The sequence below is a fragment of the Streptomyces sp. NPDC000348 genome, from assembly GCF_042898795.1.
In the GTDB taxonomy this organism is placed as follows: Bacteria; Actinomycetota; Actinomycetes; order Streptomycetales; family Streptomycetaceae; genus Streptomyces.
Genome location: NZ_JBIAZD010000008.1, coordinates 231729 through 243731 on the forward strand (window position 1 = coordinate 231729; position 12003 = coordinate 243731).

The following is a 12003-nucleotide window of genomic DNA, read 5'->3' on the forward strand; positions in this document are numbered from 1 at the left end:
GAAAGCAACCATGCACCAGCACCCGTCACCCCGTCCCGTCCTCTCCCGCAGATCCGCCCTCACCGCCCTCGCGGCGGCCGGCACCCTGCTGCTGAGCGCCTGCTCCGGCACACCCGCCGCCGACACCCCGCCCTCCCGCACCGGCACGCCCGTCGACGGCGGAACCCTGCGGTACGCCGTCGCCGGATCCCCGGCCACCGCCAGTGACGACCCGCACGGCGGCCTCGGCAACGAGTCCGACGTCCTGCGCTTCGCCCTGACCTACGACGTCCTGACCGTCCCCGGCAAGGACGGGAGGACCCGGCCGAGACTCGCCACGTCGTGGAAGCCCAACGACGCCATGGACCGCTGGACCCTCACCCTGCGCGAGGACGCCCGCTTCACCGACGGCACGCCGGTGCGCGCCGCCGACGTGCTGTACTCCCTGCGCCGCATCGGCGGCAAGGCCGCCGAGAACTACGGCCGGCTCGCCGACTTCGACCTGGCGAAGTCCACCGCCCCCGACGGGCACACCGTCGTCCTCGCCACCCGCGCCCCGATGGCCGACGCGCCCCGGGCCCTGGAATCCGTCACCTTCGTCGTGCCCGAGGGCACCGAGGACTTCTCCCGCCCCGTCACCGGCTCGGGCCCCTACCGGGTGGAGCGGACCGGCGCCCAGACCACCGTCCTGACCCGCAACGACACGTGGTGGGGCGAGCGCCCGCACCTGGACCGGATCGAGATCCGGGCCGTCGCCGACCCGCAGGCACGCGCCGACGCCGTCGCCTCCGGGCAGGCCGACGTCGCCGGCAGCGTCAGCCCCGCAGCGGTCAGGAGCGCCGGATCCCCGGCGGGGACCCAGGTCGTCCGGCGCGACGGAGTCACCGAATACCCGTTCGTCATGCGCCTGGACACCGAGCCGTTCGACGACCCCCGGGTCCGCGAGGCGTTCCGCCTCGCCGCCGACCGCAAGGCCCTGGTCGACACCGTGTTCCTCGGCTACGGCAAGGTCGCCAACGACCTCCCCACCCCCTACGACCCCTCGGCCCCCGAGGACCTGCCGCAGCGCACCCGCGACGTGGCGAAGGCCAGGAAGCTGCTGGCCGAGGCCGGCCACGCCGACGGACTGTCCGTCACCCTGCACACCACCACCTCCTACCCCGGCATGGACACCGCCGCCACCCTCTACGCCCAGCAGCTCGCCGACATCGGCGTCGACGCGGAGGTGAAGGTCGAGCCGGCGGACACCTACTGGACCGCCGTCTACGCCAAGAAGGCGTTCTACACCGGCTACTACGGCGGCATCTCCTTCCCCGACCTGGTCCGCGTCGGGCTGCTGTCCGACTCCCCGACCAACGAGACCGCCTGGCGCAGCGAGACCTTCGACGACGGCTTCGCCCGGGCCATGGCGACCGCGGACGACGCGCGGCGCGAGGAACTGCTCTCCGGCATCCAGCGCGAGCTGTGGAAGGACGGCGGCTACGTCGTCTGGGGCACCGGCGACGGCCTCGACCTCGCCGCGCCCGGCGTGCGCGGCCTGCCCGACGGGCCCGGGTTCCAGCGCATGTTCCTCGACCAGGTGTGGATGGCCGGGTGACCCCGCGCGCTGCCGGCCGCGCCCTGCGCCCGGTCGGCCGGGCCGCCGCCCTGGCCGTCGCCGCCACGGCCGTGGTCTTCACGGCCACCGAACTGCTCCCCGGGGACGCCGGGGAGCTGAGGACGGCGGGCCGGGCCTCCGAGGAGGACGTCGCGGCGCAGCGGGAGCGTCTCGGACTGGACCGGCCGGCCGCGGTCCGCTACCTCGACTGGCTGTACGGCCTGCTCCGGGGGGACCCGGGACGCTCGCTGGCGGGCGGCAGACCCGTGGCGACGCTGTTCGCCGAACGGCTGCCCGCCACCGCCGTCCTGGTCGCGGTGGCGCTCGCGGCCACCGTGCTGCTCACCGCGGCGGCCCTGACCGTGACGTACCTGCGCGGCGGCCGGGGCGGCTCGGCCGCCACCGGACTGGCCGCCGTGCCGCAGCCGGTCCACGCGGCGGTGCTCGGCGCGGTCCTGGCGGGACCGCTGGGCTGGCTGCCCCCCGTGTCCCTGCTGCCGCCCGGCGGCTCCCCCCTGGCGGACCCCCGGCTCCTGGTGCTGCCCGCGCTCACCCTGGCACTGCCCTCGGCCGCGTTCGCCACCGCCCTGCTGCGCGGGGTGCTGGCCGACACCCTGCGCCGCCCGCACGTGGCCGACGCACGGCTGCGCGGCCTGCCCGCCCCGCGCGTGCTGCACCGGCACGTCCTGCCCTTCCTGTCCGCGCCGGCGCTCCAGGTCACGGCCCTGCTGGCCGGCGGCCTCGTGGCGGGCACCGCGCTGGTGGAGACGCTGTTCGGCTATCCGGGCACCGGGCAGCTGCTGGTGTCCGCGGTCGCGGTGCGGGACGTCCCCGTGATCCAGGCCGCGGCCCTCCTCCCGGCCGGCGTCCTGCTGCTGGGCATGCTCCTGGCCGACCTGGCCGCCCGGCGCACCACGGTGCCCGGCCACCCGGGGAACACCGGTCCGTCGGGACCGGGAGCGGGGAGGACCGCATGACCGGCCGGTCCCTGCCGCTCCTGCCGAAGGCCGTCCGTCCCCCGGTGCCCGTGACCGCGGCCCTCGCCCTGCTGGTGTGCGTGCCGCTCGGCCGGTGCGCCGCTCCGTACCCACCGGAGCGGACGGTCGCCGCCCCCTGGGCGCCGCCGGGCGGACAACATCCGCTGGGCACCGACGCCCTGGGGCGGGATGTGCTCTCCCGGGTCCTGGCCGGGGGCACCCAGCTGCTGGCGGTGTCCCTGACCGCCGCGGTCGCCGCGGTCGTCTGCGGCACGGGCCTCGGGCTGGCCGCGGGCTGGTCGGCTGGCCGCGTCCCCCGCGCCGTACGGGCCCTGTGCGACCTGCTGCTGGCGGTCCCCGCCCTGGTCCTGGCACTGGTGCTGGCCACCGCCCTGCCGGGGGCCACGGCGGTCGTCGTGGCGGCCGTGCTCGCGGGAGCCCCGCTCACCGCACGGGTCGTCGGCACGCAGTGCGCGCAGCTGCGCGGCAGCGGGCACGTGCACGCCGCCGTCGAGCGGGGCGAGCGCACCCCCGCCGTCCTGCTCCGCGAAGTGCTGCCCGCCCTGCGCCGCCTGGTCGCCGCCGACGCCGGGCTCCGGCTCGTCACGGCGCTGCAGATCGCCTCGGCCCTCGCCGTGCTCGGCCTGGGCCCCCAGCCCCCGGACCCCGACTGGGCCCTGATGCTGAGCGAGAACCTGCCCGGCGCCGCGCTCAACCCCTGGGCTCTGCTGGCCCCCGCGGTCCCCCTGGCGGGCTGCGCCTGGGTGTTCGCCGCGGCCGCCCGGACGGCCGCCCGGACCCCGGGGGAGGCGACATGACGACCGACGTCCACGGCGGTCCGGTCCCGGCCGGCGCCCCGCTGCTGGCCGCCGAGGGCCTGACCGTCCGCCGCACCCCCGGCGGAGCCGTCGTCCTGCCGCCGGTCGACCTCCGTGTCGGACCGGGGCAGGTGCTGGCCGTCACCGGAGCGTCCGGCGCCGGCAAGTCCACGTTGCTGCGCGCCCTGCTCGACGTCCTCCCGGACGGACTGCACCGCACGGCGGGCACCGTGCGCTGGCGCGGTGCGACGGTGCCGCAGGGCCGGGCCGCCGCACGGTGGCGGCGCGTCCGGTGCGGCTGGCTGGCGCAGGACCCGGCTGCGGCGCTCCATCCGCTGTGGCGGGTGGACCGGCTGATCGGCGAGGAGTTCACCGGTGACGCCGCCGCCCGCGCCCTGCGGGTCGGGGAGCTGATGCACCGCCTGGGCCTTCCGCCCCGGCTCGCCTCCCGCCGGGCCGGGGAGCTCTCGGGCGGACAGGCCCAGCGGGTCGCCCTCGCCCGGGCCCTGTGCACCGATCCGGAACTCCTCGTCCTCGACGAGCCGACCTCGGCGCTGGACCGCGCGACGGCCGGCCTGGTGGCCGACGTGGTGCGGTCCCGCCGGGGAGTCCCCGGCCGGTGCGTTCTCCTGGTCACCCACGACGCCCGGCTGGCCGCGGAACTGGCCGACCGGACACTGGTGCTCGCCGCGGACCCGGGCCCGGCCTCCCGCGCCCGAACCGCGTCGGGAGCGACCGGCGCCGTACGGGAAAGGATGCCGCGCTCCCCGGAAAGGGGCCCGCGCGGCCGGGTCGCCGGCCCCGTGCCGCCCCGCACGGCGGACCCCGCCCCGTCTTCGGCCGCCGTGCTGTCCGCGCGGGGCCTGACCCTGCTCGCCCCGGACGGCACACCGCTGCTCGACCCCACCGACCTGGACCTGCCGGCGGGCGGCTGGCTGGCCGTCACCGGGCCCTCGGGCAGCGGCAAGACGACCCTGCTGCACGCACTCGTGGGCCGCCGTCCACCGGCCGGCGGACACCTGCTCCTGCACGGACGCCCGCTGCCCGCCGGGACCCGCTCGCGCGACCGGCGGATGCTGCGCGCCGTCCAGCTGGCCGGACAGGACACGGTGGCCGAACTCAACCCGGCGCACACCGCGGGCCGGGCGGTGACCCGGCCGCTGAAGGTGTTCCACGGGGCCACCGCGGCGGCCGGACGGGAACGCGTGCGGGAACTCCTCGAAGCCGTGGGGCTCCCCGCCGAGCTGGCCGGCCGCAGACCGGCGGCGCTCTCCGGCGGCCAGCGCCGCCGGGTCGTCCTCGCCCGGGCGCTCGCCGCCGAGCCCGACGTACTGCTGCTGGACGAACCCACCGCGGGCCTGGACCCCGGCTCGGCACGGCTCGTCCTCGACCTGCTGGACCGGCTGCGGGAGGACGGGCCCGCCGTCCTGACCGTGACGCACGACGCCGGCACGGCCGCCCGCGCCGACCGCGTCCTCCACCTGACCGGGCGCCGCCTGGCCCCGCGGCCGGCCGCGCCCCGCGACCACCTCCACGACGACAGAACGGAGCACTCCGGTGTCCGACCACACGACGGCTGAACACCCCGGCCGGATCGCGGGCCTGCTGGCCGCCCATCCCTGGGTGGCCCGGGCCCACCCCGCACCCGACGGCGGCGTCCGGGTCGTCCCGCACCCGGACGCCGTGACCGCCGCACCCGAGCCGGGCCCCCTGATGCGCGAGCACCTCGAACAGTGGGCCGAGGTCTACGAGTGGACGTACGAGACGGCCGAGGGACGGCACGCCGACGACCTCGACCTGTCCGGATGGCGGGCCTCCGACACCGGGGCACCGCTGCCCGCGGCCCACATGCTGGACTGGGTGGACCGCACGGTGGACCTCGTCCTGGCCCGGCGCCCGCGCAGGGTCCTCGAACTCGGCTGCGGCACCGGCCTGCTCGCCCACCGCCTGCACCCGCACCTGGACGGGTACGCCGGCACCGACGTCGCCCAGGTCGCGGTGGACCGCCTCACCGGCGCCGGCCTGCCCCGCACCGCGTTCGTCCGGGCCGCCGCCCACGAGACCGCCGCCCCCCGGGTGCGCGACGCCATGGACGCCGCCTTCGGCCCCGGCGCGCTCCCCGACTGCGTGCTGCTCAACTCGGTCACCCAGTGCTTCCCCGACCTGGCCTACCTGACGGCCGTCCTGCACGGGGCGCTGTCCGTCGTCGAGGACGGCGGCACCGTCGTCGTCGGGGACATCCGGCACTCCGGCCTGCTGCTCGACCACTTCGGACGGCTGGAACGGGCGCGCGACCCCGAGGCGGACGACACGACGATCGCCGCCAGGGCGGCGGCCGCCGCCGCGGCGGACGAGGAACTGTCCTTCACCCCGGCGGCCGTCGCCGCGGCGATCGCCGACCGGCCGGGGCCGGTCCGGATGAGCGTGCACGCCCGCACCATGGCCGAGGACACCGAACTCACCCGCTACCGCTACGACGTCGTGCTGCGCGTCGGCGGTCCGGACGTGCGGCGGGTGCGCCGCACCCCTTGGGAGGGGCACGGGGGCGGCGGCGTCCGGGAGGCGCTGCGCGGCAAGCTCGGCGAGGGCCCCGTCGTCGTCCACGGGATCCCCAACGCGCTCCTCCACGACACCCCCGGGGCGGTGACCCCGTACGCCCTGCGCGAGGCCCTGGAGGGAGCGGACGCCGCCGTGCTGCTCGACGCCGCCGACCCGCGCCTGCTGGCCGTGGCGTCGCCCGCGGACTGCGCCCCCGCAGCCGCGGAGGTGCCGGTGCCCTCCGGCCCGGCCGCCCACGAGCCGTTCCCCCTGTTCGTGCGGCGCCGCCTGCCCGAGGTGCTGCGCGATCACCTGCGCCGGGCCGAGCCGGACACGGTCCCGCCGGCGATCACCGTGGTGGAGGGCGGACCCGCGTGAACGGCGCCCTCACCGACGCGGTCCTCGCCGGGCTCCCGGGCGTGACGGACCGGCAACTGGTGCGCGGCGACGCGGGGGAGACCCTGCTGGTGGCGGGCCCGCCACCGGCCACGCGGACGCCGTCCGGCCCGGGCCGTGACGACGTCCGCGCCGCGAGCCGGGCCGCGGACGCCGGTGACGCCGCCGTACGCGGTACCGATCCGGCCCCCCTCCCGGCGCTGATGCGCCGGCTCGACGAGACGGCGCTGCTGACGATGGCCCGGGTGCTCGACCGGACCCGGCTGTTCCGCGACGCCGGCCGTCCCGCCACCGAGGAGGTCCTCGCGGCCCTGTCGGTCGCCCCCCGGCACGCGTGGATCGTACGGCGCTGGCTGCGCACCCTGACCGCGGAGGGCCGGCTCCGCCTGGATCCGCGCACGGGCCGCCACCACTCCCTCGTGGCACCGGACCGCCGTGACCACGCCCGGGCGCTGCGCGAGCTGGACGGCGCCTGCGCGGGGCTGGGCTACCCGGCCTCCATGACCCGGTTCTTCCGGGCCGCGGCCGAACGGCTCCCGCTGCTGCTCCAGGACCGCGCCTCCCTGCAGGAGGTCCTCTTCCCGGACGGGGAGACGGACACCGCGCGGGGCAACTACCGCGACAGCGTCCCCAGCCGCTGGGCCAACCACGCCGCCGCGTCCCTGATCACGGACGAGGCGCGCCGCCGGACGGCACCGGCCCCCCTGCGCGTCCTCGAAGCGGGCGCCGGGGTGGGCGGCACCACCGGCACCGTCCTGGAGGCGCTCGGCGGCCTCCCCGTCGACTACCTGTTCACGGACGTCTCCCCGTTCTTCCTGCGGGCGGCCGGGGACGTCCTCGGCGGCCGGCCCGGAGTGCGGTACGCCCTGTTCGACATCCAGGACGACCCGCTCGCGCAGGGCCTGGAGCCGGCATCCCAGGACGTCGTCCTGGCGGCGAACGTCCTGCACAACGCACGGCACGCCGGACGCGCCCTGGCCGCCCTGCGGGAACTGCTGGTCCCCGGCGGGCTGCTGGTCCTGGTCGAGTCGTGCCAGGAGCACTACCAGGCGCTCACCTCCATGTACCTGCTGATGTCACCGGCCCCCGGTGAACAGGACTGGTTCACGGACCTGCGGGCCGGACAGGACCGGGTCTTCCTCACCGCACAGGAGTGGACGGCGCAACTGGACGCGGCGGGCTTCGACCCGCTGCCCGTCCTGCCGCACGAGGCGCATCCCCTCGCCGCGGCCGCGGGCCAGCGCGTCGTCGCGGGACGCGTCAGGACCCGCGGCACCCGCCCCGACCCCGGCCGGGTCCGCGCCGCGCTCGCCGGCCGGCTGCCCCCCGGCCTCCCCCTCCCACGGATTCACACCGTGGACCACATCATCCGCCCCACCGACCCGACTGGAGCCCCCTGTTGACCTCCGCCCCCGCCCCCGGGCACACCGCCGCCGCGCAGCCGGCCCCGGCCGACCTGGTCGACGCCGTCCGCGCCGTGTGGGCCGACGCCCTGGAGACCGACCTGACCGCCGTACCGGCGGACGCCAGCTTCCTGAGCCTGGGCGGCGACTCCGTCCTGGCCGTCCGCATGGCCGCCATGCTCCGCAAACGGCTGGGCACGCCGCTGGCGCTGGCGGACGTCCGGGTCGAGCAGAGCGCCGCGCAGCTCGCGGCCCTCGTCCACGAACGCAGCACCGGCACCGGCGCGCTGCGCCCGCTGCCGCTGGACCTGCGCCGACGCGCCGACCCGGAGGCCCCGTTCCCGCTCCTGCCGCTCCAGCAGGGCTACTTCGTCGGCCAGCAGGACGCCTGGGAGCTGTCGTACCGCTCCGCCCACCACTACGTCGACATCGGGCTGGAGGACATCGACGCCGACGAAGCCCCCGAGGCGCTGCAGGACGCCCTGGAGCGCCTGGCCGAGCACCAGGCCGTCCTGCGGGCGCGCATCCTGCCCGACGGCCGGCAGCACGTCCTGCCCCTGGACGACCCGGAGGCGGTCCCGCGGCTCCAGGTCACCGACCTGCGCGGCACCGACGAGGAGACCGCCGCCGCGCGGCTCGCGGAGATCCGCCACGAGATGAGCACCGAGGGCCCCGACCCCTCGCGGGGCTGCGGCCTGGACATGCGGCTGACACTGATGTCCGGGAACCGCGCGCGGCTGCACTCCTCGACCAGCCTGCTGATCATCGACGGCTGGTCCTCCGGCGTCTTCTACCGCGACCTGTTCGCCCTGGTCTCCGACTACAACGCCGTCCTCGCGCCCCTGGACATCGACTACGGCGACTACGTGACGACCCTGCGGGACCTGCCCGGCACCGAGGCGTGGCAGCAGGACCGCGACTGGTGGTGGGACCGTCTCGACGGCTTCCCGCTGCCGCCGGCCCTGCCGCTGGTGGCCGACCCCGCCGAGGTGCGCCCCACCCTGATGGGCACCCGGCAGGCGGTGCTCGACCCGGAGCGCTGGTCAAGGCTGCGCCGGCTGTGCACCGAGCACGGCGTGACCCCGTCCGCGGCGATGTTCGCGGCCTTCGCCGCCGCCGTCGCCCGGGCCTGCGGCCACCGCCGCTTCCTGCTCAACACCCTCCAGCTGAACCGCCTCCCGCTCCATCCCGACGTGTCCCGCCTGGTGGGAGCCTTCTCCTCCACCATGCTCCTGCCGGTCGAGCTGCCGGCGGCCCCCGTCTTCGCCGACCTCGCCGGCCGCGCGCAGCGGGACATCGGCGACGCGCTCGCCCACAACCTGATCACCGGCGTGGAGGTCTCCCGCGAACTGGGCCGCCGCCGGGGCACCCACCGCCCGGTCGCACCCGTCGTCTTCCAGTCCACCCTGGGCGTGGACGCGGCCCTGGGCAGCGAGGTGCCCCAGGAGGCCGGTCCCCTCGGGGTCATCGACCTGCTGAGCCACCACCAGCAGCTGCGGACGCCCCAGGTGGCCCTGGAGGTGCGGCTGTTCGAGCTGCGCGGCGAGCTGGTGGTCGTCTTCTCGCTGGTGGAGGAGCTGTTCGCGGGAGCGGACGTCGACCGGATGTTCGCCGACCTCATGGCCACCGTGGAATCCCTGGTCGAACCGGACGGCTGGGCCGCCGTGGTGGAGCTGCCCGGCGCGGTCGACGCCGAGCAGGCCGGGCCGCGTCGGCCGGCGTCCGGCCGGCGTCTGTCCGTACCCGCGGCGGCGTCCGGGGGAGCGGAACCGGGGCCGCCCCGGGACGACACGGAGCGAGCCGTCGCGGCGCACTGGCGGGAGCTGCTGGACTGCCCGGTCGACGAGCGCACCGCCGACTTCTTCGCCCTCGGCGGCGACTCGCTGCTCGCGGTGCGGATGCTCGGGTCGCTGGCGAGGGAGGGACGGGGACGGGTGACGCCCCGGCGCTTCCTCCGGCAGCCCACGGTGGCCGGACTCGCCGCCGCCCTGCGCGAACCCGACGACCGGTGAGAAAGGGTGCGGCGGGGGCGGGGCCGTCCCCGCCGCACCCCGGTGTCAGCCGCCCAGGGCGGCGTCCTCGCGGAAGAGCTCCTGGTCCAGCCAGACCGCGGCACGGGCACCGTCGGCGGCGCCGGTGATCACGAAGGTGAGGGCGTCGGGCAGCGCCTCCAGGCGGGCGGTGTCACCGGCCGCGTACACCCCGGACACGGACGTGCGCTGGAACTCGTCCACCCGCACACAGCCGTCCGGGAGGATCACGCACCCCAACCGCTCGGCCAGCGCGGAGTGCTGACGGGTGGGCGCACGATGGTAGACGCCCTGCCGCTCGAGCACCCGTCCGTCGGCCAGGACCAGGCGGACGGCGCCCTCCCGGCCCTCGATCCGGGTCACGGCCGCCTCCTCCACGGCGATCCCGGCCTCGGCGAGCCGGCCCGCGGCCTGCTCGGGCACGGGGTGGCCGTCGGTGCACACGACCACGTCCTCGCTGAACCGGTCGGCGACGTAGAGGGCCTGCATCACCTGCGGCAGTTCGTGCCCCAGGACGGCCAGGCTCATCCCGCTCGTCTCCCAGCCGTGGCAGAACGGACAGTGGTACACCCCCCGGCCGAACAACGCGGACAGTCCCTCCACCCGTTCGTCGAGCACGTCGACCTGCCCCGTGGCGAGGACCAGTTTGCGGGCGCGCTCCACCGTGCCGTCGGCCAGCGTCACGGCGAAGCCCGGCGCCGCGGACGCGGCGGCCGTGACGGTGGCCTCGCGCACCTCCACGTTCGGATAGGCGCCGAGCTGCTCCCGGCCTGTGCGGCGCAGCTCGGCGGGCGGGAAGCCGTCACGGCTGAGGAACATGTGCATCCGCTCCGCGGGCGCGTTGCGCGGGCGGTTCGAGTCCAGCAGGAGGACCCGTCTGCGCTGGCGCCCGGACACCAGCGCCGCGTTGAGGCCCGCGGGGCCTCCGCCCACCACGATCACGTCGTACATCGTCGGTCACTTCTTCCGTGGTCTGTCGATCGGCAAGTTACGATAATAATTATCATTTTCAAGAAGGGGATCGGTGGAGAATGGGGAAGAACTCCGAGCGGCACACCGAAGCCGTCGGCGTCATCGGCGGCTACGGAGCGGTCGGCGGCGCGGTCGTGCGACGGCTGCACCGGGCGGGCGTCGGCCCGTTGCTGGTGGCCGGGCGTGATCCCGGCCGGGCGCGGGCGCTGGTCGCGGGCCTTCCGGAGGGCGGCCCGGACGTGAGCGCCCTGGCCGTGGACCTGGCCGACGCCGGGGCGCTGGACCGCTTCACGCGGCGCTGCCGGCTCGTCGTCAACTGCGCGGGGCCCTCCTACCGCGTCCTCGACACGGTCGCGCGGGCCGCGCTGCGAGGCGGTGCCGACTACGTCGACGCGGCCGGTGACGACCCGGTCCACACCCTGCTCGCCGCCGACGGGGGCGCCGAACGGTGGGCGGCGGCCGGACGGGTGGCCGTGCTGTCCGCCGGCGCGCTGCCGGGCCTGTCGTCGCTGCTGCCCCGCGCACTCGCCGCCCGCACCCCCGGCGCCGCCGTACTGGACGCCTACCTGGGCGGTGTCGCGCCGCTCACGCCGGCGGCGGCCGGCGACGTGCTGCTCGGCCGGGGGCCGGAGCACGGCACACCGGCGGCGGCCTGGCGGCGGGACCGCGTGCGGGAGCGTGCGCTGGCCCCCCGCAGAGGGCTGCGGCTCGACGCCTTCCCCGCGCCCGTCGACGCCTTCCCCTTCCTGTCCGCCGAGGCCGTCCGGCTGGCCCGTGCCACGGGCATCGGGGAGGTGCGCTGGTACACCGTCTTCGGCGGGGAGCGCCTGGCCGGGGAACTGGCCATGGCGTGGGCCCTGGACAGCACGGAGACCGCCGGGCTGGTCGCGGCGGCCGATGAGGACGTGCGGCGTCACGGGGCCTGGTACGGACAGGAGTTCCACCTCCGCGACGGGGCCGCGGACGACCGGCCGGTCGCGAGACTCACCCTGCGCGCCGCGGACTCCTACGAACTGAGCGGATTCCTCGCGGCCGCCGCCGCCCTCCGGACGCTCGACGGGGCGATCGCTCCCGGTGTGCACTTCGCCGCGGAGGTGCTCGATCCCGTACGCGTGACCGAGGAGCTGGCGGCGGACGGCGTCGCGGAGCTGAGCGTGTCGTAGGCACCCGCCGGGGGGGGGGGCCCCCCCCCCCCCCCCCGGCCCCCCCCCGCCCCCCCGCCGCGGGCCCCCCCCCCCCCCGCGCCCCCCCCCCCCGCCCCCCCCCCCCCCCCCCCCCCCCCACCAGAACGGC

The 12003-nt window shown here is 77.1% G+C and carries 9 protein-coding genes; 8 read left to right on the plus strand and 1 reads right to left on the minus strand.

What is annotated here, in order from left to right; translation table 11 throughout:
- The first annotated feature begins 10 nt into the window (after positions 1-10).
- The 7 genes from ACFY3N_RS18240 to ACFY3N_RS18270 are packed head-to-tail and all read left to right on the plus strand — an operon-like array spanning position 11 to position 9720.
- Positions 11-1576 (plus strand): ABC transporter substrate-binding protein, encoded by a 1566-nt coding sequence (locus ACFY3N_RS18240; RefSeq protein ID WP_390817689.1) that lies wholly within the window; start codon positions 11-13, stop codon positions 1574-1576.
- Entirely contained in the window at positions 1573-2553 is a 981-nt protein-coding gene (locus ACFY3N_RS18245; RefSeq protein ID WP_390817690.1) for an ABC transporter permease, read from the plus strand. The genes ACFY3N_RS18240 and ACFY3N_RS18245 overlap by 4 nt, the downstream gene beginning before the upstream one ends.
- A complete protein-coding gene (locus ACFY3N_RS18250) occupies positions 2550-3371 on the plus strand; it encodes an ABC transporter permease (RefSeq protein WP_390817691.1) in 822 nt (273 codons plus the stop codon). Before ACFY3N_RS18245 ends, ACFY3N_RS18250 begins: the two co-directional genes overlap by 4 nt.
- Complete coding sequence (locus tag ACFY3N_RS18255) at positions 3368-4951, plus strand: ABC transporter ATP-binding protein (protein WP_390817692.1); 1584 nt, start codon at positions 3368-3370, stop codon at positions 4949-4951. Before ACFY3N_RS18250 ends, ACFY3N_RS18255 begins: the two co-directional genes overlap by 4 nt.
- Positions 4929-6287 carry a class I SAM-dependent methyltransferase gene (locus tag ACFY3N_RS18260; protein ID WP_390817693.1) on the plus strand — a complete coding sequence of 453 codons (1359 nt, stop codon included), beginning with the start codon at positions 4929-4931 and terminating at the stop codon, positions 6285-6287. Before ACFY3N_RS18255 ends, ACFY3N_RS18260 begins: the two co-directional genes overlap by 23 nt.
- A complete protein-coding gene (locus ACFY3N_RS18265; protein ID WP_390817694.1) occupies positions 6284-7708 on the plus strand; it encodes a methyltransferase in 1425 nt (474 codons plus the stop codon). The genes ACFY3N_RS18260 and ACFY3N_RS18265 overlap by 4 nt, the downstream gene beginning before the upstream one ends.
- Positions 7705-9720, plus strand: coding sequence for a condensation domain-containing protein (locus tag ACFY3N_RS18270; protein ID WP_390817695.1), 2016 nt, complete (start codon positions 7705-7707; stop codon positions 9718-9720). Before ACFY3N_RS18265 ends, ACFY3N_RS18270 begins: the two co-directional genes overlap by 4 nt.
- A 45-nt stretch (positions 9721-9765) precedes the next feature.
- Here the strand turns inward: ACFY3N_RS18270 and ACFY3N_RS18275 are convergent, their stop codons facing one another.
- On the minus strand, positions 9766-10689 hold the full coding sequence (locus ACFY3N_RS18275) for an NAD(P)/FAD-dependent oxidoreductase (RefSeq protein WP_390817696.1): 924 nt from the start codon (positions 10687-10689) through the stop codon (positions 9766-9768).
- Positions 10690-10769: 80 nt separating this feature from the next.
- On the opposite strand from ACFY3N_RS18275, the gene ACFY3N_RS18280 reads away from it, so the two are divergent.
- Positions 10770-11873, plus strand: coding sequence for a saccharopine dehydrogenase NADP-binding domain-containing protein (locus ACFY3N_RS18280; protein WP_390817697.1), 1104 nt, complete (start codon positions 10770-10772; stop codon positions 11871-11873).
- Positions 11874-12003 lie beyond the last annotated feature (130 nt).

Coding starts and splice junctions, on each gene's coding strand:
- ACFY3N_RS18240 (WP_390817689.1), top strand. CDS start 11: ATGCACCAGCACCCGTCACCCCGTCCCGTCCTCTCCCGCAGATCCGCC.
- ACFY3N_RS18250 (WP_390817691.1), top strand. CDS start 2,550: ATGACCGGCCGGTCCCTGCCGCTCCTGCCGAAGGCCGTCCGTCCCCCG.
- ACFY3N_RS18255 (WP_390817692.1), top strand. CDS start 3,368: ATGACGACCGACGTCCACGGCGGTCCGGTCCCGGCCGGCGCCCCGCTG.
- ACFY3N_RS18275 (WP_390817696.1), bottom strand. CDS start 10,689: ATGTACGACGTGATCGTGGTGGGCGGAGGCCCCGCGGGCCTCAACGCG.
- ACFY3N_RS18280 (WP_390817697.1), top strand. CDS start 10,770: ATGGGGAAGAACTCCGAGCGGCACACCGAAGCCGTCGGCGTCATCGGC.